This is a genomic window from Pseudomonas sp. TWP3-1 (assembly GCF_049896625.1).
Taxonomy (GTDB): domain Bacteria; phylum Pseudomonadota; class Gammaproteobacteria; order Pseudomonadales; family Pseudomonadaceae; genus Aquipseudomonas.
Map to the genome: position 1 here is coordinate 92201 of NZ_JAFCUQ010000016.1, position 21083 is coordinate 113283.

Sequence of the window (21083 nt, forward strand, 5' to 3'; positions counted from 1 at the left end):
GTGCAAAAAATAGACAGTCAGTTCGTCGGGTACAGCTCCCAGCCTGTTCGGTGCCATTGCAGGCAGTGGCTGGGATTCAGCGCCTGGAGGAAATTCTGATCGTGGGAAACGGCGACAATTGCGCCAGGAAATGTCTGTAAAGACTCTTCGAAAGCCTCTGTCGATGGCAGATCCAGATGGTTGGTCGGCTCATCCAGCAGGAGCAGTTGCGCGGGTGTCTTGCGCCAGACTGCCAAAGCCAGCGCAGCTTTCAAGCGCTCGCCGCCACTTAGCGACCCGCAGGGTTGCGTGACCTGCCTGGCCTCCAATTGCAATCGGGCGAGGTAACTGCGCAAGGTGCCCTCGCTCAACGGAGTGCCCTGCGCGATCAGTTGCTCAATGATGCTCTGTTGATCATCGAGTAATGTCAGATGCTGATCCAGGAAAGCCCAAGGCACATTCGTTGCGCAGGTACCGCTTACCGGTGCGAGTTCATCAGCGAGCATTCTCAGCAAAGTCGACTTGCCACAACCGTTGGGGCCGCGGACGGCCACGCGCATCGGGCCACCCAGCGTGAGGGTGAGCCGGGTTGACGGCGCTTCTATCGGCAACCACGGTAAACCAGCTTCCACCAGCGTGCAGACTTGCCGCCCCATCGGCACAGCACTGCCCGGCAGGTTGATCATTACGCCCTCCATGGGCGCAACCTTGAGAAAGGCCTCAGTGACCTGCGCGTCCAGTTCAGATTTGCGCGCCTGATGATTCGAGCGGACATGGCCCATGATGTCCTTGGCGGCGCTTTTCATGGCGGCTCGCTCGAAACCGGCCACGTTGGCGGTGTCGGCGTGGCGTCGGGCACCAGCCGCATGGCGCTGAATCGTGTCGTGTTCACGTTGCAAACGCAGGCGTTCGCGCTGACGTTCGCTTCTGGCTTGAGCAAGTCGAGCTTGCGCTGCGGCTTGGTGAGTGCGCTGATGCTCGCGAAAGGCTGAGTAATTGCCACCGAACTCGCTGACACCCGATACGCTCAGCTCGATGATCCGCTGCATACCTTCAAGCAGTTGTCGATCATGACTGACAACGATCAGGCCCCCGCGCCAGCGCTCGAAAGTATTCATCAACCATTGTCGGCCGGGCGCATCCAGGTGGTTGCTTGGCTCGTCCAGAACCAGCATCGATGCCTCGCTCAGAAAGGCGCCGATCAGGGCAATGCGCGCTTGTTGGCCGCCGCTCAGGTGCTGTGTCAGATCGGTGAAAGCAACCTCGGGCAAGCCTGCGCCATCTAGCGCGCGGCGCAAGCGCTCGGCCATATCCCAGCGCTCGCCAATCACGTCGAAATCCTCGACCGTTGCGCAGCCTTGACTTAGCCGATCCAGCGCTTCAAGAATCGAGGCTGTTCCCGTGGCTTGAGCAACCGTTTGCCAAGGTTCATGGATAAAATTTTGCGGCACATAAGCGATCGCTACCGAGCTGACCACGCTGCCGCTAGTGGGCTGCAAGGATCCGGCTAGCAGGCGTGCGAGCAGGCTTTTACCGACACCGTTGCGTCCGACGATGGCCGTTGGTGTGTGGTCGAATTGCAGATTCAGCGCAGTGAAAATCGTCTGGCCATCAGCCAACTGAAAACCCAGCTGATTGAGGGAGACGAGAGCAGGCGTACGCGAGACGTGAGTCATCGGCACCTCCGAAAAATGTCGTGAACACTGACAAGCACCCTGAAGCGCATGTCGCGATTACATTTTTGAAGGCTTAGTTGTTCACTTCTGCGGTCGTCCTGAGGGAAGGGAAGCCCGGCAGACTAGCCGAGGAACGCCCGAGGATCAAGGCGCGGCTGCCACTTCAGACATCTGCTCAAGAAATGTCGCCAGTGCAACTTCCTCTGCGCGCAGCCCTTTGCGCAAGCGTGGGCGCGGCAATTCCGCCAACGCACCCAGCATGAAATGTTCGACCACCGCCGGGTGGATGTAGCACTTGCGGCACACCGCCGGCGTGTTGCCGAGTTGCCGGGCCACACCTTTGACCATTTCCACCACATGCCGCTTGGCTTCGGCCTCCGACTCCCATTGCAGTTCGCGTAATACCGACAACGCCAGTGCACTGCCGGCCCAGGTGCGGTAATCCTTGGCGGTGAAATCGGCGCCGGTCAGCTTCTGCAAGTAGCTGTTCACATCCGAGGAACTGACGGTGTGCCGCTCACCGTTTTCATCCAGATACTGAAACAGATTTTGCCCCGGAAGCTCCAGGCAGCGCTTGATGATCCGCGCCAGGCGTCGATCTTTCACCGTGATCTGATGCTCGATGCCGCTCTTGCCGCGAAACTGGAACAGGATCGCACTGCCGTTGACCTCGACGTGACGGCTACGCAAAGTCGTCAGGCCATAGGAACGGTTATCGCGGGCGTATTGCGTATTGCCGACGCGGATCAGCGTGGCGTCGAGCAAAGTAATCACGGTCGCCATGACCTTGTCGCGGCTGAAACCGGGCGCCTCCAGCAGTGCTTCGAGTTGTTTGCGCAACTTGGGCAGGGCCGCGCCGAACTCGCGCAGCCGCGAGTATTTGTCGGCATCGCGCACCTCGCGCCAGCGCGTGTGATAGCGGTATTGTTTGCGGCCACGCGCGTCACGGCCGGTGGCTTGCAAGTGACCACGCGGATCGTTGCAGATCCACACATCAACGTAGGCCGGCGGCACCGCGAGGGCATTGATGCGTTTGATCTCTCCGGGATCAGTGATGCGCTGGCCCGCCGGGTCGAAATAACAGAACTTGCCGCGCAGCTTTTTGCGGGTGATGCCTGGCTGCGTGTCATCAACATAGTGCAGGTCGGAGGGCAGCACATCGGTGAGCGCGGTGTCTGGCATGGCAGGTTTCCTGGTGGCAATAGATGGCTGTTATGCGATTGACCGCACGCCATGCCCGCAGTGCCAAAGGATTTATGCCAGTACCGCGACAGCCTTGATCTGCGCCCAGAGCTGTTGGCCTGGATGTACGCCGAGTTGATCGCGCGAATAACGTGTGATTCGCGCCAGCAACGGCGTACCACCGGCGTCGAGGCGGATCAACACATGCGCCGCATTATCTGCCGGCTGTTCAGTGACCACTGTGACCGGCAAGCGATTGAGGATGCTGCTGTGTTCGGTGTTTTGCAGCGTCAGGCTGATGTCCCGCGCCTGAACTTTGCAACGCAAGGCCTGGCCCACGGCCAACGGTGCGTGAGTCACGCGAATGCTCAGCAACGTCTCAGGGAGTTGCAGTGTGAGCAATTGATAGTCCGAATCGTAGGCGCTGACCTGACCTTCAATCACCACGCCGGCGTCATCGCCCATCGCCAGCGGCAGGTCGAGGCGGGCGAGGGTTTCGCCGATCGGGCCGCTGGCTAGCGCTTTACCGTCACTGAGCAGGACAAGGTGATCAGCCAGTCGCGCGACTTCATCTTGCGCGTGACTGACGTACAGCACCGGGATATCCAGTTCGTCATGCAGACGCTGTAGATACGGCAGGATTTCGCTTTTGCGCTGACTGTCGAGCGCCGCCAGCGGTTCGTCCATCAGCAGCAGTTTCGGACTGGTGAGCAGCGCGCGAGCAATGCCGACGCGTTGGCGCTCGCCGCCGGACAGATGCTGCGGATGCCGCTCAAGCAAATGGCCAATCCCGAGCAACTCGGTGGCGTGCGCCATGTCGACCCGGCGTTGAGCTTTTGGAATACGTTTGAAGCCGAATTGCAGATTGGCCAGCACAGAAAGGTGCGGGAACAGGCTGGCTTCCTGAAATACATAACCCACCGCACGTTTGTGCGGCGGTACGAAGATGCCGTTGTCACTGTCCTGCCAGACTTCGTCATTGATGCGCACGAACGCCTGCTCGGCGCGCTCAAGGCCGGCGATACAGCGCAGGCAGGTGGTTTTGCCAGAACCGGATTGACCGAACAGGGCGGTCACGCCCCGGCCGGGCAACTTCAAGTCGACATCCAGACTGAAGCCTGAATACGCCAGTTTCAGACGCGCATCAATCATCGATCAACTCCAGCCCGCGCGAGTCTTGCGGCTGGAATACAGCGCCAGCAACACCACAAACGAAAATACCAACATGGCCCCCGCGAGCCAATGCGCTTGCGCGTATTCCATGGCTTCGACGTGGTCATAGATTTGCACCGAAACCACACGGGTTTTGTCGGGAATGTTGCCGCCGATCATCAGCACCACGCCGAATTCGCCGACGGTATGCGCGAACCCGAGGATCGCCGCTGTGATGAAACCGGGGCGGGCCAGCGGCAGGATCACGCTGAAAAAAGTGTCCCACGCATTGGCGCGCAAGGTCGCGGCCACTTCCAGTGGGCGGGTGCCAATCGCAGAGAAAGCGTTTTGCAACGGCTGCACCACGAACGGCATGGAATACAGCACCGAACCGATCACCAATCCGGCGAAACTGAAGGTAAGCGTGCCGAACCCCAGCCACTGCGTGAACTGGCCGACATACCCGTGCGGACCGAGCGCCAGTAGCAGATAAAAACCAATGACGGTCGGTGGCAACACCAGGGGCAGGGCGACGATTGCGCCGACAGGGCCGCGTAACCAGGAGCGGGTACGCGACAACCACAGCGCAATCGGAGTGCCGATGATCAACAGGATCACGGTGGTCAGGGACGCCAGTTTCAGGGTCAGCCAGATCGCTGCGAAATCAGCACTCGTCAGCGACATGTCAGAGCTGGTAGCCGTAGGATTTGATTACCGCAGCGGCTTTCGGGCCTTTGAGGTATTCGACCAGTGCTTTGGCGGCGGCGTTGTCCTTGCCTTTGGTGAGGATCACGGCATCTTGTTTGATCGGGTCGTGCATGCTCGCCGGAACGATCCACGCTGAACCGCTGGTGACTTTACCGTCCTTGTAGATCTGCGACAGAGCAACGAAGCCCAGCTCGGCATTGCCGGTGGAAACGAATTGGTAAGCCTGAGTGATGTTCTGGCCTTCGACGATTTTGGCTTTGCTCGCTTCGGTCAGTTTGAGTTTCTCCAGCACTTGGGTCGCAGCCAGGCCGTAAGGCGCGGCTTTCGGATTGGCAATGGACAGATGTTGGTATTCGTTTTTCTTCAGGACTTCGCCTTCGGAGTCGACGTAACCGTCCTTGGCCGACCACAGCGCCAGCGTGCCGATGGCGTATGTGAAGCGCGAGCCCTTGACGGTCTCACCTTCTTTTTCGAGCTTTTCCGGAGTGGTGTCATCCGCCGAGAGAAAGACTTCGAACGGCCCGCCGTTTTTGATCTGGGTGTAGAACTGTCCAGTAGCGCCGTAGGCTGCGACCAGTTTGTGCCCGGTGTCTTTTTCGAAATCGGCAGCGATGGCCTGGATCGGTGCGGTGAAGTTTGCTGCGACAGCGACTTGTACTTCATCGGCCTGAGCGCTACCGAAAGCGCAGAGCGCGATCAGGGACGCCAGGCAACCAGGGGCAAAACGTGAGGCACGAATGGTCATGAAACGGCTCCGCTGCGAGGGCTAAAACGCTATATAGCGAAATATATAGCGAAACGCCGTCAGACGGGAAGTACTGGATGGCTGCGGGAATTCAGCGAGTCAGTTTTTCCCGGGCGCCTTCGGCCAACTGCCGGGTGAGTTCAGCGCTAGTGGTGTCTTTGCCCAAAGGAAACGCCTGACCGGCCCAGAGGTTGCTGAAGTCCGCTTCATCTTTGGCGCGTAGTGGCAACAAAGCGCCACCCGCCAGAGGGAAGGCCGGAGCAGAGGACGACATCGGCCCAATCTCACGCATCACCCGATTGAGAATCCCGCGTGCCGGGCGGCCGGTAAACAGATTGGTGATCGCGGTCTGGCTTTCCTTGGCGGTGCGCAAGGCTTTGTGATGCGCAGCGCTGACTTTTGCTTCGTGGGCAAACAGGTACGCGGTGCCTACCTGCGCCGCCGACGCGCCAAGCATGAATGCCGCTGCGACCCCGCGCGCATCAGCAATCGCTCCCGCCGCAATCACCGGTAGGCTTACGGCATCGACGATCTGTGGCACCAAGGCAAAAGTGCCGACCTGGGTGCTCAGTTCATCGCTGAGGAACATCCCGCGATGGCCGCCAGCCTCGTAGCCCATCGCGATGATTGCGTCGCAGCCATTCTGCTCGAGCCAGATTGCTTCATCGACCGTGGTCGCCGAGGACAGGATTTTTGCGCCGGTGGCCTTGACCCGATCCAGCAGCGATTTCTCTGGCAGGCCGAAGTGAAAGCTCACCACTTGCGGGCGAAACTCTTCCAGCACTTCACAGGCCGCGGCGTCGAATGGTGCGCGGTTGGACACCGGCGTTGGTGCGTCGAAATCTGCGCCCAGTTCGCGGTAGTAAGGCTCTAACAGATTCTTCCATTCCTGCGCGCGTCGCTCATCGGCAACTGGTGACTGATGGCAGAAGAAGTTCACGTTGAAGGGATTGTTTGTGCCTTGGCGGATGGTTTTCAGTTCCTCGCGCAATTGCTCGATGCTGAGCATCGCTGCTGGCATCGAACCCAATCCGCCGGCGTTACACACCGCAATCACCATCGAAGAATTGGTGGCGCCGGCCATTGGCCCCTGGATGATCGGCAACTCGACACCGAGTAGATCGAGAATGCGAGTATCTGGCCATTGGCTCATTGAATTTCTCCGACGTCGAAACAGGGCAGGGGCGCTAGAGCGGTTTTTTAACGCAATCAGTCCTGCATGACCAGCCGAGATTTGCAGCCTGCCCGCAGTCACATCAGCGCCGATGCAATCCGCCGCCTCCGCCAAACGAGTGATTCATGAACTGCGAGGAGTTGTGGAAATTGTTCAGCCGTTGGTTACCGGAATTGCGTGCAGCAGATTCGCGATTGAGGTTTTGCAGCTGGGCATTGTTGTTGACCGGCGCGCGATTGGTGCCGCCCCTGACCATCGACTGCCAGCCATCATCGGTTTTCTTGTAGACGTTGCCGTCATGCCCGGCGTACACGTTGTCGCCGACGCGAGCCGCGCCGCTATTGCGCCCACGAACCCCGCCGTACTGGGTGGTTTTGTCGGTATTCGGGTTGTATACCGCGCCGCGATTGGCCGTGACCTGCGTGCCATTACGCACGTTGCCAGCGGTGACGCGGCCACCGGCAATCGCGCCGCCGTTCGGCCCGGCCACCATACCGCTGCGACCCGCCGCGTAGTTGCCGTTGTAGACGTTGTGGACCGCACCGCGCTGGCCCGCCGTGGCTATCCCGGTGCGCGAGTTATACGACGATCCGACCTGACCGGCCCAGCGATTGCCGGTCCACGCGTTATACCCCGAACCGTAACGACTGACGGTCGCCCGGTCGCCCCATTGCCGGTATATGTTGCCGGTGGTACCGGCCCAGCCACCGGGGCCCCACGCTACCGCGCCGCCGCGATAGCCATAAGCCGCACCGCCCCAGGCCAGTGGCGCCGGATACAGGCGCGGCCCCCAGGCGTAACCCCAGCCATAATTGCCCCACCACGGATAAGCGCCCCAGCCCCAGCCCATTGCAGCGGTGCTGCCGCCCCAGCTCCAGCCGAAACCGAAGCCGAACGTCCAGCCGGTCCATGGCGTGTAGCGAATCGCGACGCCGAAACCGTAGGTCACCGGCGGCCCGTACCAGACGCTGCCGACCCACGGCGTGTAGGGATAACCGGTGCCGTAAACCACCACGCCGGTTGCCGGATCGAGGGTCGAACCCTGATAACCGGGCGTGTAACCGACTACCACGGTGTCGCCGCTGGATTCATAGACTTTGACGTAGGTGAGGTAGTGCATCGGCGAGCTCGGTGGAATCGAATAGATCACCGCCGGCACCGAGCTGGCGACTGCCCACGGCCCTTTGACCGTTGCAGCGGTGAACCAGATACCGTTTTCTACTGCGTACCAACTGTTGTTGTCGACCCGCAGGATCGGCGTGGCGCTGTTGATCACGTACTGCAGTGGCGTGCCGTTGATCGCTTTGAGCTGCGGCTCGCCGTCGAACTGCGGTGGGCTCATTTTCACTGCGCTTTTCTTGATCGCCGAGGTTTGCGGAATGGTCGCAGCGATGGCGGCTTCCTTGGCTTGCGGGGTGCCGGCCACCGAAGCTTTGACGTTTTCTTTCGGACTGTCGTCGGGGATGTTGGCGAAGTCAGCCGGCAGCTTGTCGGCCGGCGTAAACGTCCACGGGCCGTTCATGTCTGCCGCGCGAAACCAGCGCCCGGAGATCAAAACGTAGCTGCTCTGGTCGCCAATCTCTTTGAAGATATGTCCGGTGGTGTTGCTGACATACAGCAGTTGCGTGCCCTGAATTGGCTGCCATTGCGCAGCACCGTCGGTGACGATCAACTCGGTGGGTGTGGTGGCAATGAATATTTTGGGTTGCGGCGGTTTGGCCAGATCCGGGATCTTGTCCTTGGGATCACTCTGGCCCGTCAGCAAATCCACTTGTCGGCTATCTATTGCAGCTTTTTTGGCTTTTTCCAGATCGGCGGGCGGCGAGGGCAGGCGTGTGTAGGGGCCGTTCAACCGATCGGCGGTCATCCAGCCATTGAATACGTGCAGGTAGTGTTTGCCCTGAGCATCCTTGAGCAGTAGCGGCCGGGTATTGATGACCCGCTGCAGACCGGTGCCCTCGACCGGCCGGTAGGCAGCTTCGCCGTCGATATACACCAGCAACCCCGGAACGTCCGAACTGATGATTGTCGGTGGAGTGTTTTCCAGCGTCGCTGCGTCAGCTTGGTGTTCGGCATTGAGGACACCGACAGCAGCCTCCAGTTGATCAAGCGAAATGGTTTTTTTGCGCTTTGCCGCGTCTTTTTCCAGCGCCGCGACCCACATGTCGGCCTGGCTGGCGTCTGCGGGGAAATCGGCTTTGATCAGTTTGTATTGGTCGAGCATCACCCAGCGTGTGGCCTTGTCGACGAGTGTATGAGCACTGAATTGCACGATCCCGTAAGTCGCCTTGCCATCGGCAGCTGTGGCTTCGACTGCCGCGCGCGCTTGCAAGGTGTAGCCATCCCAACTGTCGAGTTGCGGCTGATACACGGTGAGTTTCGCCTTGCCGCTGGTTATGACTTGCGGCCAGCTTGGTTCGACGGCGGCCGGCTCGGCGGCTTTGGGCGCAGGCGCAGCCCAAGCGACATTTGCCGTCAGCAAGCAGAGCAGCAGCCATGCAAAAACACTACGCGTGCGGGACATCGTCAACTCCATCGACAGAGGCTTTTCAGTGGCAATCGGGGCCGTCGAAAAAGCATAGTCGTCCGCCGAGGATTCACCCGCTGGTTTTGTGGTTTGGTGGAAAGTCGAGTGGGGCAAAATGTTGCGATGGGATATTCGCGCGTCGGACGGGTTTTAGTGGCCGTCAATCGCTGACAGCAGATTCGCGGGCCAGCAACTCACGCTTGCGCTCCACGCCCCAGCGATAGCCGGAAAGATTGCCATCGCTGCTGACTACGCGGTGGCAAGGGATCGCCACTGCGAGGTGGTTGGCCCCGCACGCCTGAGCAACCGCGCGCATGGATTTTGGCGCGCCGATACGCTGCGCAATGTCGGCGTAGCTGGCAGTGCTGCCCACCGGGATTTCGCGCAAGGCCTTCCAGACCCGCTCCTGAAAGGCCGTGCCGCGCACATCCAGCGGTAGCTCGAGGCCGATGGCGGGCGCTTCGATGAAGCCGACGACTTGGGCGATCAGTTGCTCGAACTCGCGGTCTGCGCCGATCAGATTGGCGCGGCGGAATCTGTCCTGCAGGTCGCAAACCAGTTGATGCGGATCGTCGCCCAACAGAATTGCGCAGACTCCGCGCGCGCTCTGCGCCACGAGTATCGCCCCCAGCGAGCACTGCCCGACGGCAAACCGAATGTCATTGTTTTGCCCGGCCGCGCGGTAATCGCCGGGTTTCATCCCGAGCAGTTGGTCGGCAGCCTCATAAAAGCGGCTGTTGGAATTGAAGCCAGCCTCGTAAAGCGCGTCAGTCACCGAGCCGCCATCGGTCAGGCGTTCGCGCACTCGACGCGAGCGATGAGCCGCCGCGTAACCCTTGGGGGTCAGGCCGGTGGCCGCTTTGAACACACGATGGAAATGGAAAGGGCTCAATCCTGCAGCGTGTGCAAGGTCATTCAACGCCGGCAGCGCTTCAGAGGTTTCGATCTGTCGGCACGCCGCTGCAACCTTCGCGGCATGTTGGGCCAGCACTTCAGTCTGATCCCTGCTCGCGCGCTTGCTCGGGCGAAAACCTGCGGCTTCCGCATCTTGTGCGGTATCGAAAAACACCACGTTCTGCGGTTTCGGTAAACGCGCCAGACTGCTCGGGCGGCAATACACCCCGGTGGTTTTCACTGCATAGACAAATTGGTCATCGGCTTGTGGGTCGCGTGCGACGACGGCGGCCCAGCGTGGGTCGGTTTCGGTGTCTGACGTAGTAAGGGGCGTTTTCATGATGGAGAGTCCGTTGACCTGTTTGATGCAGGTTAACCAGCCGCAGTTGTCGCAACACTCCGACCCTTGCGGTCAAACTTTGCAGGATTACCCGGCGCTGCGAAAGGTCAGATTGACCCGTTGTTCACCCAGGCGCGGATGCTGCCCGGGCTTGATCGGCAATACGCCGTGATAACGCAAGCGATCAACCCCGCCCCAGATCACCATGTCGCCGTGTAACAGTGGAATGCGCTGAGGCTTGTCGCTGCGTTCAAAACCGCCGAACAGGAACATCGCTGGAAGCCCGAGTGATAGCGAGACGATTGGAGCAGCGTAGGCCTTTTCGTCTTTGTCTTGATGCAAAGACATTTTGGCACCGGGAACATAGCGATTGATCAGGCAGGAGTCCGGCGTGAAATCGGCAAATCCCGCATGTGTCGCAGCTGCTCGGGCGAGACTGCAAAAGACCTCGGGCATCCTCGGCCAAGGCTGCCCGGTCGCCGGATCCACTGAAGAATAGCGATACCCGCTACGGTCAGTGATCCAGCCCAGCGCGCCACAACTGCTGGTGGCCACCGACATGCTGAATCCGCCGGGAGTAACCATATGGCGCAACGCAGCACTTGCGAGAACGACGTCAAGCGCCAGCAGCAACGTATCCATATCGGGCAAGGCAAAACCACGCAACACCCACGATTGCTCGCCGATCTGTTCAGCGCGCGGCGGCTGAGTGGATTCGGTGTCGGCAAACAGATCGAAGGTGGTCTGCATGATTGGATACGCGTTACAGCGCCTTGCTGACGCTGATCTCGCTGATCACATCGTCGCTCTGGCCATGCAAGGCATCCAGGGCGGCTTTGGCTTCTTCCGGCGTGCCGTTTTCCAGCTGGGCGAACTCGAAGCGGCGTTCGCCGTTGAGTTTGTATTTGATGACGTATTTAGTCGTTTGGGCCACGGTCATGCTTACCTGTCTACGTTGGCGGGGCGGGCTCAGCTGAGTCGGGTGCTAGAGCGACGGATGACTTTGATCGAGTGCGTCAATGTCGGCTTCTTCGTTACGCTGATCGCACGGCGATTGACGGTGTCGATGGTGATGTTCCAGAAACCGGTGCTTGGCGCGGTGATGCGCGCCGGGAACGTGTCAAAAGCGCCGCCGTGATAAGTATGGCGACCACCGTTCTTGAAGCTGCGGAAGTTGGCGTCGTTCATCAGACGGATGTTGCAGGTTTGCGAGCATTGAATGACGACAATGTCGTCTTCGTTGAGGTGTTCGCGCTGGTGAATAAATTTCATGGGCGCCTCCAGATGGGCTTTTTCTACAAAATCAAAACGATAGCAGGGCAATTTTGCCGCAGTTTATCAGTCCGGACAGGTTATTATCCGGCCGTCGGGCGCCGCTTTGACAATTTAAAACAGTTATTCGCGATTCGTTGCGCGTTAAATGCAGTACGCCCGGAGAAAAACAGCATTCGTGCTGTCGGAGGGTCTTTATGGAGATTTTGTATGAAGTGGGGTGTTGTGTGTCTGCCGTTGGTTTTGGCAATGGGTGGTTGTGCGAACGTTTCAGAGATCAATGAAACGTTGCCCACCGTGAACGTCATTTCCGGCAAGAAGCCCCATGAGTATGCGCAGTGCCTGGAAGACAAGCTGGCCAACAGCCGCGGTGCCTTGCAGATGGAAGCGCACAAAGACGGTGTCCGGGTCATTGTTCCAGGCAAGCTCGCGTCGGGTCCGGCGGCGGTATTTGACATTGACGACCGCTCCGGCGGCAGCAGCATCAAGCTGCACGAGCGCATGTCCAACGTTCCGATGCGCCCGCGCGATGTGCGCAATGCCGCTACGGCGTGCATCTCCGGCTGATAGAATGTCGGCGGTCAGCATCAATGCCGCCCAAGTCACGCTTGGGCGGCATTGTCATATCTGGAGATACGCATGAAGCGCGAGCAAGTACGGGAACGGCATGCAGAAGGCCTTGTTTCTGCCACCCACGTTATCCAGAACCCTGCCAATTCGGGCGAATGGATCGTGTTTTTCAAGAAAAGCGCCGGGCGCAGCTACTTTTTGGTGGACGATAACGACGAAGTCGAATCTTTCGCCCGGCTCGATGACTTGATCGAAGTCGTCCGTGGCCTGGGAATCAAATTCGCCGAAATCCACATGTAAGGCTTACTTGCAGACCACCACCACGCTGCGGTTCTTGTAGTTGCCGACGTCTACGCCAAGGGTCTTGTCGCTTTCTTTGGGGGCTGGTGTGCCGTCAGTGCCAACGATGTTGTAGCCGGTGCCCGCGCAAGAGGCGTCGGCTTTCTCGTAGCAGGTGGCCCAGGAGTTGGCCTCGCCAGAGCAATCGATGCTCAAACCTTGTTGGCCATTGTTCAGGTAGGTGGTCTGCGAGGTGGCGCAACCGCCCAGGGTCAGCAAAGCAATCATGGGCAGCATGCTGGTGAAAGTGTGAGTGTTCATGGTGGTATCGTCTTCGAGAGGAGGGGGGCTAGACGCTCTGACAGCGCCGAAATGAAAAGGTTATAGCGATTGGCCATATCTGCGCAAAGATCCACAAAAAAGCCCTGCGCGACGGCAGGGCTTTGATGTTGGGGCTGATCAGTCCTGATCTTTACCGCGGCGTTTCGGCGCGGGCGGCGTGTAATCGAGTACCGACGCCACTTCAATCGCCATCGCTTCGGTGGGCAATGGCCCGGACACGTCTTCACCGTTCGCGGCGGTGATATGCCACTGGCCGTCTTTTCCCTTGTCGACGGTATAACCGTTGATGATCTTTGCTGCGGACATCTATCTGCCTCGTTGAAATCGTTCAAAGGCGCCATGATACCGGCAAATGCTCGCCACGGCTGCTTATAAGCGTAGGGTAAATCGGTTCGCCGGCGTCATTGAGCTACTCTGCTCTGACCGTCTCGACGTTGCGACGGAACTAACGGCGAGAATATTTCTCTATGTTGACATCGGTTAGCCAGTGCGGGGCATTGTAAGGTGCACGCCGCCTGATTAGACTGCGCCGAAACTCGTACACACAGCCCTTTCAAGGACTTTTATGATCAAGAAATGCTTGTTCCCAGCAGCCGGTTACGGTACTCGCTTCCTCCCAGCGACTAAGGCCATGCCCAAAGAAATGCTGCCGGTGGTAAACAAGCCACTGATCCAGTACGGCGTTGAAGAAGCTCTGGACGCTGGCCTGAACGAAATCTCCATCGTTACCGGTCGTGGCAAGCGTGCTCTGGAAGACCATTTCGACATCAGCTACGAGCTGGAAAACCAGATCAAAGGCACCGACAAAGAGAAATATCTGGTCGGTATCCGCAAACTGTTGGACGAGTGCTCGTTCTCCTACACCCGTCAGACCGAAATGAAAGGCCTCGGCCACGCGATCCTGACCGGTCGCCCGCTGATCGGTGACGAATCGTTCGCGGTAGTGCTGGCGGACGACTTGTGCGTCAACCTCGAAGGCGACGGTGTCCTGACCCAGATGGTCAAGCTGTACGAACAGTATCGCTGCACCATCATTGCGATCCAGGAAGTCGATCCGCAGGAAACCAACAAGTACGGCGTAATCGCCGGCGAGCTGATCGCTGACGACCTGTACCGCGTACGCAACATGGTCGAAAAACCAGCTCCGGAAGATGCTCCGTCGAACCTGGCGATCATCGGTCGTTACATCCTGACCCCGGACATCTTCGAGCTGATCAAGCAAACCGAGCCAGGCAAAGGCGGCGAGATCCAGATCACCGACGCCCTGATGAAACAGGCGAAAAACGGTTGCGTGATTGCCTACAAGTTCAAAGGCAAGCGCTTCGACTGCGGTGGTGCTGAGGGTTACATCGAAGCAACCAACTTCTGCTTCGAGAACTTCTATAAGACGGGCAAGGCTTACTGATAGCGCCTGCATCGTCTGTTTGAAAAAACCACCTTCGGGTGGTTTTTTCATTTTCCGCCCCTATATGCATGGCAACGCTTGCCCAAAAGATGCCGGTGGGTATGCTGATCCCCTGCCGAGGAGATAGAAATGGCCTACGATTTTGATCTTTATGTGATTGGCGCCGGTTCCGGCGGTGTGCGCGCTGCGCGGTTTGCTGCCGGTTTCGGTGCGAAAGTGGCGGTGGCCGAGAGCCGTTATCTGGGGGGTACTTGCGTCAATGTCGGCTGCGTGCCGAAAAAGCTGTTGGTGTACGGCGCGCATTTCGCTGAAGACTTCGAGCAATCCTCGGGTTTCGGCTGGACACTGGGTGAAGCCAAATTCGATTGGGCGACGCTGATCGCTAACAAGGATCGCGAGATCAATCGCCTGAACGGGATTTATCGCAATCTGCTGGTCAACAGCGGCGTGACCTTGCATGAAGCGCACGCGAAAATTGTTGGCCCGCATGAAGTCGAGGTCAACGGTGAGCGTTTCACCGCGAAAAACATTCTGATCGCCACGGGCGGCTGGCCGCAGATTCCGGAAATTCCGGGGCATGAGCACGCGATCAGTTCGAATCAGGCGTTTTTCCTCAAAGAACTGCCGAAGCGCGTATTGGTAGTTGGCGGCGGTTACATCGCGGTCGAGTTTGCCGGGATTTTCCACGGTTTGGGCGCGAACACCACGCTGCTGTATCGCGGCGATCTGTTCTTGCGCGGCTTCGACGGCGCCGTGCGCAAGCATTTGCACGAAGAGCTGACCAAGCGTGGCATGGATCTGCAATTCAATGCGGACATTGAGCGCATCGACAAACAGGCCGATGGCAGCCTCAAAGCCACGCTCAAGGATGGTCGTGTGCTGGAAGCGGACTGCATTTTCTATGCGACTGGTCGGCGTCCGATGCTCGACAACCTCGGGCTGGAAAACACTGACGTGGCGCTCGACGACAAGGGCTTCATCAAAGTCGATGAGCAGTATCAAACCACCGAGCCATCGATTCTCGCGCTGGGCGATGTGATCGGTCGTGTGCAGTTGACGCCAGTTGCATTGGCGGAAGGGATGGCTGTGGCGCGACGCCTGTTCAAGCCTGAGCAGTATCGCCCCGTGGATTACAAGATGATCCCGACAGCGGTGTTCAGCCTGCCGAATATCGGCACGGTCGGTCTGACCGAAGAAGAGGCGCGCGCCGCAGGCCACGATGTTGTGATCTACGAAAGCCGCTTCCGGCCGATGAAGCTGACCTTGACTGAATGCCAGGAGCGCACGCTGATGAAGCTGGTGGTCGATGGCAAGACTGACAAGGTCCTGGGTTGCCACATGGTCGGTCCGGATGCCGGTGAAATCGTGCAAGGGCTGGCGATTGCCTTGAAGGCTGGCGCGACCAAGCGTGACTTCGACGAAACCATCGGGGTGCACCCGACGGCCGCCGAAGAATTTGTCACCATGCGTACGCCGGTCGGCGCTTAAGCGTCTTTCGACCCAGCTGCGTCTGGCGCTGCCGCAACGGTAGCGGCCAGACGCAAGCTGTCATCCAGACTGGCCTGAACCTTGGCCAAATCCTTTTCCAGTGATTGATTGAGTTGCGTCTGCTCGTCGACATTTTGTTTGAGTGTCTGGCTTTCCAGCAAGGCAACGCGCAAGCGTTCCTGGAGGAGGGTGCGCTCGCTGTCGACGCGAGTGGCTTGCTCGAGCAATTGATCCTGGCGCTGATTGCTGTGCTTGAGTTGATCCTGCAACAGGCTCAGTTCGCGCAACGTGCCACGGTTTTCCGTCAGCAGGCGCTCGTTGTCGCGGTGTAGCTGAGTGATTTCGTCCTGGCGCACCAGTGCGCTTTGCTGGGATTGGCGCAATTCCATCTGCAATTGCTGGACCTGTCCTTCGTGACGACTCTGTTCCTGCTCGCGCTGTTCCTTGCTGGCGTTGCGATAGTGCTCAAGCGCATCGCGAGCGTGCAGGTGTTTTTCTTCCAGGGAGCGGATCTGCTCGTCCTTGTCCTGCAATCGCAATTCGAAATCTGCCAGCGCCTGATTCAACCCGGCGTTGCGGGTCTGTTCGGTCTGCAACATTGAACGGGTGTTGTTCAGTGCTTCAGATTCGCGGGCGAGGGCGGCGGCCTGGATTTCGTGTTGCTGCTCCAATTGCGCGTGAGCCTGGCGCGCTTGATTCAGCTCGCTTTCTAGCGTCTGACGTTGTTGCTCGTACTGCTCGCGGGCCTGGTCGATAGGCTCTTGCGCCTGCTCTTTCAGGCGTTGCGCGAGGCGTGAAACGAGTGCTGCCAACTCATCATCGATCGGTTCTGCAGAAGCTTCGGCGGGTTCGCGACCGTCATCCAGCTCCTTCAGATAGCGATGAATTGTGGTTTTCGAGCCAGTGTTTCCCATTTCGATGCGTACAGCGTCGATGCTTGGGTGTTCGCCGCGAGCCAGGATCGCTGTGCGCGCGATCTGAACCACTGCTTTGTTAATGCCGCCACGGGCCATGATCACTCCTACGGTTTTGTACTGTGGTACGTACCACCAAAGTCTGCAGTGTACCATGCTGAATATAAAGTTAAATGCTGGCCAATTGTCAGGCGGGATATACTGGTATTACCCCGTGTGATGCGCTGTAATTTGATTTTCAGCCTCCAAATCAGTACGCCAGCGAGAAAACAACCCATGAGCGATCTGGATCGCTATCTGCAAGCCGCCACCCGCGATAACACGCGCCGTAGCTATCGCGCGGCCATCGAACACTTCGAAGTCAGTTGGGGAGGGTTTCTGCCGGCGACGGCTGACAGCGTCGCGCGGTATCTGGTGGCGCACGCCGGTGTGTTGTCGATCAATACGCTCAAGTTGCGCCTTTCAGCGTTGGCGCAGTGGCACAACAGTCAGGGCTTTGCCGATCCGACCAAGGCGCCGGTGGTGCGTAAAGTCTTCAAGGGCATTCGCGCGTTGCATCCCGCGCAGGAAAAACAGGCCGAGCCGCTGCAACTGCGCGATCTTCAACTGGTTGTGGAATGGCTTGAGAAGGAAATCGAGGAAGCGAGAGAAAACCATGATCAACCTTCGCTGCTAAGAGCCTGCAGAGACAGGGCGCTGATTCTGCTGGGCTTCTGGCGCGGCTTTCGCAGTGATGAACTGTGTCGCTTGCAGGTCGAGCATGTGCAGGCGCATGCCGGCCGCGGCATCACCTTGTACCTGCCGCGCAGCAAGGGCGACCGGGAAAATCTCGGCCAGACCTACCAGACGCCGGCGCTGCTCAAGCTGTGTCCGGTTCAGGCCTACATCGAATGGATGACCGAATCCGCGTTGGTGCGAGGACCAGTCTTTCGCGGTGTCGACCGCTGGGGCAATTTGAGCAAGGAGGGCTTGCACGCCAACAGCGTGATCCCTTTATTGCGCCAAGCGCTGGAGCGTGCCGGAATTGCTGCCGAGCAGTACACCAGCCATTCGCTGCGTCGCGGCTTCGCCACCTGGGCGCATCAAAGCGGCTGGGATCTGAAATCGTTGATGAGTTACGTCGGCTGGAAGGATATGAAGTCGGCAATGCGCTATGTTGAAGCCAGCCCATTCCAAGGGATGGTTCGGGTTACGGAAAAACCGCTGTCGCCGTAGATATCGTTTTCTTCTATTAATACAGTCTGCTAATAGCGAAAACCAATCAGCAGCATCAGGTTTGCCAATGAGCCATCCGTCGAGTGAGTGGGTAGGATTCACCCCATCAACTTCTCAACCCTGACGGAGAGTCATCAATGCCTATCATCAACAGCCAAGTAAAACCGTTCAAAGCTACCGCGTTCAAAAACGGCGACTTCGTACAAGTCTCGGACGCTGACCTGAAAGGCAAATGGTCCGTAGTGTTCTTCTACCCAGCCGACTTCACCTTCGTTTGCCCAACCGAACTGGAAGACCTGGCTGACAACTACGCTGAATTCAAGAAGCTCGGCGTCGAAATCTACAGCGTTTCCACCGACACCCACTTTGCTCACGCTGCCTGGCACAACACCTCGCCAGCCATCGGCAAAATCCAGTACACCATGATCGGCGACCCGACTCAGGTCATCTCCCGCAACTTCGACGTACTGATCGAAGAAGCTGGTCTGGCTGACCGTGGCACCTTCGTGATCAACCCTGAAGGCCAGATCAAAATCGTTGAACTGAACGATGGCGGTGTTGGCCGTGACGCTTCCGAGCTGCTGCGCAAAATCAAGGCTGCTCAGTACGTCGCTGCTCACCCAGGCGAAGTTTGCCCAGCCAAGTGGAAAGAAGGCGAGGCCACTCTGGCTCCGTCCCTTGACCTGGTCGGCAAGATCTAAGTCTGTGACACGCAACTCAGGGCGGACATCCGCACCTACTCAGTAAGCTGCACCGCCCTGTAAAACGCCCGGGCGAGATTCGCTCGGGCGTTTTTTTTCGCCTCAAATAAAGTCAGGAGATCGCCCGTATGTTGGACGCCAATCTTAAAGCCCAGTTGAAATCGTACCTGGAACGGGTCACCCAACCGATCGAGATCGTTGCTTCGCTCGACGACGGTGCGAAATCCCGTGAAATGCTCGACCTGCTGAAAGACGTTGCCAGTCTTTCCAGCCAGATTACCTTGATCGACAGCGGCGACGATGCACGCAAGCCGTCGTTCTCGATCAATCGCCCCGGTGCCGATATCAGCCTGCGTTTCGCCGGCATTCCGATGGGCCACGAATTCACTTCATTGGTGCTGGCCCTGCTGCAAGTCGGCGGCCACCCATCGAAGGCCAGCGCCGAAGTGATCGAGCAGATTCGCTCGCTCAAAGGCGAATTCAACTTCGAAACTTACTTCTCGCTCTCATGCCAGAACTGCCCGGACGTGGTCCAGGCACTGAACCTGATGGCGGTACTCAACCCGAACATCCGCCACGTCGCCATCGACGGCGCGCTGTTCCAGGACGAAGTCAATGATCGCAAGATCATGGCCGTGCCGAGCCTGTACTTGAACGGTGAAAACTTCGGTCAGGGCCGCATGGGCCTGGAAGAAATCCTCGCCAAACTCGACACCGGCGCCATTGAGCGTCAGGCCGAGAAAATCAGTGGCAAAGCAGCGTTTGACGTGTTGGTCGTCGGCGGTGGTCCGGCCGGAGCTTCGGCGGCGATCTACGCTGCACGCAAAGGCATTCGCACTGGCGTCGCGGCCGAGCGTTTTGGCGGTCAGGTGCTCGACACCATGGCCATCGAGAACTTCATTTCCGTGCAGGAAACCGAAGGCCCGAAGCTGGCAACTGCACTGGAAGAACACGTCAAACAATACGACGTCGACATCATGAATCTGCAACGCGCCGACAAGTTGATCCCGGGCAAGAACGGCGAGCTGCATGAAGTGCATTTCGCCAGCGGCGCGACCCTCAAAGCCAAGAGCGTGATCCTGGCGACCGGTGCGCGCTGGCGTGAAATGAACGTGCCGGGCGAGCAGCAATACCGCAACAAAGGCGTGGCGTACTGCCCGCACTGCGACGGCCCGCTGTTCAAAGGCAAGCGTGTCGCAGTGATCGGCGGCGGTAACTCTGGCGTTGAAGCGGCTATCGATCTGGCCGGCATCGTTGCCCATGTGACCCTGCTTGAGTTCGACGTGCAACTGCGTGCCGACGCGGTACTGCAACGCAAGCTGCACAGCCTGCCGAACGTCACCGTGATCACCAGTGCGCAAACCACTGAAGTCACTGGCAATGGCGAGAAGGTCAACGGTCTGGTTTACAAGGATCGTCAGTCTGACGAGCTTCGCGCAGTCGAGCTGGAAGGGATCTTCGTGCAGATTGGTTTGCTGCCGAACACCGACTGGCTCAAAGGCACCATCGAGCTGTCGCCGCGCGGTGAGATCATTGTCGATAACCGTGGTGAAACCTCGATCCCCGGAATCTTCGCTGCCGGTGACGTGACCACTGTGCCGTACAAGCAGATCGTGATTGCGGTGGGCGAGGGCGCCAAGGCTTCGCTAAGCGCGTTTGATCACCTGATCCGGACTTCGGCTCCGGCTTAAACGGCAGTCCGGAACGAAAAAAACCCGTCAGCGATGACGGGTTTTTTTGTGCTTCAGATCCAGCCCCTCACCCCAGCCCTCTCCCGAGGGAGAGGGAGCAGATATCTGTGCTGTTCAAAGCCTGAGTTCGACTCAACTTTTCCGGTCGACATAAATCGAAAGTTCACCGCCGTCAGTTCCTTCTCCCTCCGGGAGAGGGTTAGGGTGAGGGGCTTTTGGCTCTTCGACAGTTACATCGGCGCAGGCTGAATGATCTCGACCCAATAGCCATCCGGATCCTTGATAAACGCCAGGCTTTTCATACGCCCGTCAGTCAGACGCTTCTGGAAATCGCAGCCCAACTCCTCGAACCGCGCACAAGCCGCAACAATATCCGGCACCGAAATGCAGATATGGCCAAAGCCTCGCGGGTCAGTATTGCCATTGTGGTAAGCAAAATCCGCGTCATTCTCAGTGCCGTGATTGTGAGTCAGTTCCAGAATGCCGGGAATCGACTTCATCCACTCGGTGCGCGCGGCGTCGTCAGCCGGGATCTGTGCTTTGTCGACCAGTGCGAGGAAGTACAGGCTGAATTCCGCTTCCGGGAAATCACGCTTCTCTACCAGCGAGAAACCCAGCACGCGGGTATAGAAGTCCAGCGACTTGGTAATGTCCTTCACGCGCAGCATGGTGTGGTTGAACACGAAGTTGCGGGTTGCGCTGTCTGGCGTGGCAGTGACGCCGGGGAAAGTGTTCAGTTCTTGCAGGCTCATGAGCCCTCCGTAACAAATTGGGGCGAGTGAATGGGCGCAATGATACGCATGCCTGTCGGCATCGCCAAACCGAAACC

Annotated in this window: 22 protein-coding genes; 7 read left to right on the forward strand and 15 right to left on the reverse strand. The window is 58.6% G+C overall.

Going from position 1 to position 21083, the window contains the following annotated elements:
- Positions 1-17: 17 nt before the first annotated feature.
- The 11 genes from ACP7BN_RS20750 to ACP7BN_RS20800 form a co-directional block, all read right to left on the reverse strand.
- Entirely contained in the window at positions 18-1655 is a 1638-nt protein-coding gene (locus tag ACP7BN_RS20750; RefSeq protein ID WP_426205871.1) for an ABC-F family ATP-binding cassette domain-containing protein, read from the reverse strand.
- Between the two features lie 144 nt (positions 1656-1799).
- Positions 1800-2837 carry a DNA topoisomerase IB gene (locus tag ACP7BN_RS20755; RefSeq protein WP_426205872.1) on the reverse strand — a complete coding sequence of 346 codons (1038 nt, stop codon included), beginning with the start codon at positions 2835-2837 and terminating at the stop codon, positions 1800-1802.
- A gap of 72 nt (positions 2838-2909) precedes the next feature.
- A complete protein-coding gene (gene modC, locus ACP7BN_RS20760) occupies positions 2910-3989 on the reverse strand; it encodes a molybdenum ABC transporter ATP-binding protein (RefSeq protein WP_426205873.1) in 1080 nt (359 codons plus the stop codon).
- 3 nt (positions 3990-3992) lie between these two features.
- Entirely contained in the window at positions 3993-4673 is a 681-nt protein-coding gene (gene modB, locus ACP7BN_RS20765; RefSeq protein WP_426205874.1) for a molybdate ABC transporter permease subunit, read from the reverse strand.
- A gap of 1 nt (position 4674) precedes the next feature.
- Positions 4675-5442, reverse strand: coding sequence for a molybdate ABC transporter substrate-binding protein (gene modA / locus ACP7BN_RS20770; protein ID WP_426205875.1), 768 nt, complete (start codon positions 5440-5442; stop codon positions 4675-4677).
- 91 nt (positions 5443-5533) lie between these two features.
- Positions 5534-6595, reverse strand: a complete 1062-nt coding sequence (locus ACP7BN_RS20775) for an NAD(P)H-dependent flavin oxidoreductase (RefSeq protein WP_426205876.1) — start codon at positions 6593-6595, stop codon at positions 5534-5536.
- 103 nt (positions 6596-6698) lie between these two features.
- Complete coding sequence (locus tag ACP7BN_RS20780) at positions 6699-9140, reverse strand: autotransporter (protein ID WP_426205877.1); 2442 nt, start codon at positions 9138-9140, stop codon at positions 6699-6701.
- A gap of 163 nt (positions 9141-9303) precedes the next feature.
- On the reverse strand, positions 9304-10377 hold the full coding sequence (ada, locus tag ACP7BN_RS20785; RefSeq protein ID WP_426205878.1) for a bifunctional DNA-binding transcriptional regulator/O6-methylguanine-DNA methyltransferase Ada: 1074 nt from the start codon (positions 10375-10377) through the stop codon (positions 9304-9306).
- Between the two features lie 87 nt (positions 10378-10464).
- Positions 10465-11127 (reverse strand): DNA oxidative demethylase AlkB, encoded by a 663-nt coding sequence (gene alkB / locus ACP7BN_RS20790; RefSeq protein ID WP_426205879.1) that lies wholly within the window; start codon positions 11125-11127, stop codon positions 10465-10467.
- Between the two features lie 13 nt (positions 11128-11140).
- Positions 11141-11317 carry a hypothetical protein gene (locus ACP7BN_RS20795; protein ID WP_420649104.1) on the reverse strand — a complete coding sequence of 59 codons (177 nt, stop codon included), beginning with the start codon at positions 11315-11317 and terminating at the stop codon, positions 11141-11143.
- A gap of 29 nt (positions 11318-11346) precedes the next feature.
- Positions 11347-11649: a DUF1883 domain-containing protein gene (locus tag ACP7BN_RS20800; protein WP_426205880.1), complete on the reverse strand. Its 303-nt coding sequence runs from the start codon at positions 11647-11649 to the stop codon at positions 11347-11349.
- Between the two features lie 210 nt (positions 11650-11859).
- Here ACP7BN_RS20800 and ACP7BN_RS20805 point away from each other — a divergent pair, with 210 nt between their 5' ends.
- The gene (locus ACP7BN_RS20805; protein WP_426205933.1) at positions 11860-12216 is read left to right on the forward strand and encodes a hypothetical protein; all 357 of its coding nucleotides are present in this window, start codon (positions 11860-11862) and stop codon (positions 12214-12216) included.
- Between the two features lie 72 nt (positions 12217-12288).
- The gene (locus ACP7BN_RS20810; RefSeq protein ID WP_426205881.1) at positions 12289-12519 is read left to right on the forward strand and encodes a hypothetical protein; all 231 of its coding nucleotides are present in this window, start codon (positions 12289-12291) and stop codon (positions 12517-12519) included.
- 3 nt (positions 12520-12522) lie between these two features.
- On the opposite strand, the gene ACP7BN_RS20815 is transcribed toward ACP7BN_RS20810, so the two are convergent.
- Together ACP7BN_RS20815 and ACP7BN_RS20820 are read right to left on the reverse strand one after the other, a co-directional pair.
- A complete protein-coding gene (locus ACP7BN_RS20815) occupies positions 12523-12819 on the reverse strand; it encodes a hypothetical protein (RefSeq protein WP_420649101.1) in 297 nt (98 codons plus the stop codon).
- Between the two features lie 138 nt (positions 12820-12957).
- A complete protein-coding gene (locus ACP7BN_RS20820; protein WP_426205882.1) occupies positions 12958-13146 on the reverse strand; it encodes a hypothetical protein in 189 nt (62 codons plus the stop codon).
- A 259-nt stretch (positions 13147-13405) separates the two neighbouring features.
- Here ACP7BN_RS20820 and galU point away from each other — a divergent pair, with 259 nt between their 5' ends.
- Together galU and gorA are read left to right on the forward strand one after the other, a co-directional pair.
- Positions 13406-14245, forward strand: a complete 840-nt coding sequence (gene galU, locus ACP7BN_RS20825) for a UTP--glucose-1-phosphate uridylyltransferase GalU (RefSeq protein ID WP_426205883.1) — start codon at positions 13406-13408, stop codon at positions 14243-14245.
- Positions 14246-14374: 129 nt separating this feature from the next.
- Complete coding sequence (gene gorA, locus ACP7BN_RS20830; protein WP_426205884.1) at positions 14375-15733, forward strand: glutathione-disulfide reductase; 1359 nt, start codon at positions 14375-14377, stop codon at positions 15731-15733.
- Here the strand turns inward: gorA and ACP7BN_RS20835 are convergent.
- The gene (locus ACP7BN_RS20835; RefSeq protein ID WP_426205885.1) at positions 15730-16746 is read right to left on the reverse strand and encodes a DNA-binding protein; all 1017 of its coding nucleotides are present in this window, start codon (positions 16744-16746) and stop codon (positions 15730-15732) included. The two genes, gorA and ACP7BN_RS20835, sit on opposite strands and share 4 nt — an antisense overlap.
- Positions 16747-16923: 177 nt before the next feature.
- Between ACP7BN_RS20835 and ACP7BN_RS20840 the strand changes: the two genes are divergently transcribed.
- The 3 genes from ACP7BN_RS20840 to ahpF all read left to right on the forward strand — a co-directional run bounded on the left by ACP7BN_RS20840 (position 16924) and on the right by ahpF (position 20254).
- Positions 16924-17862, forward strand: a complete 939-nt coding sequence (locus tag ACP7BN_RS20840; RefSeq protein WP_426205886.1) for a site-specific integrase — start codon at positions 16924-16926, stop codon at positions 17860-17862.
- Positions 17863-17999: 137 nt separating this feature from the next.
- Entirely contained in the window at positions 18000-18563 is a 564-nt protein-coding gene (ahpC, locus tag ACP7BN_RS20845) for an alkyl hydroperoxide reductase subunit C (RefSeq protein ID WP_420649094.1), read from the forward strand.
- Positions 18564-18691: 128 nt separating this feature from the next.
- A complete protein-coding gene (gene ahpF, locus ACP7BN_RS20850) occupies positions 18692-20254 on the forward strand; it encodes an alkyl hydroperoxide reductase subunit F (RefSeq protein WP_426205887.1) in 1563 nt (520 codons plus the stop codon).
- 230 nt (positions 20255-20484) lie between these two features.
- Here the strand turns inward: ahpF and gloA are convergent, their stop codons facing one another.
- Entirely contained in the window at positions 20485-21006 is a 522-nt protein-coding gene (gene gloA, locus ACP7BN_RS20855) for a lactoylglutathione lyase (RefSeq protein ID WP_426205888.1), read from the reverse strand.
- Positions 21007-21083 lie beyond the last annotated feature (77 nt).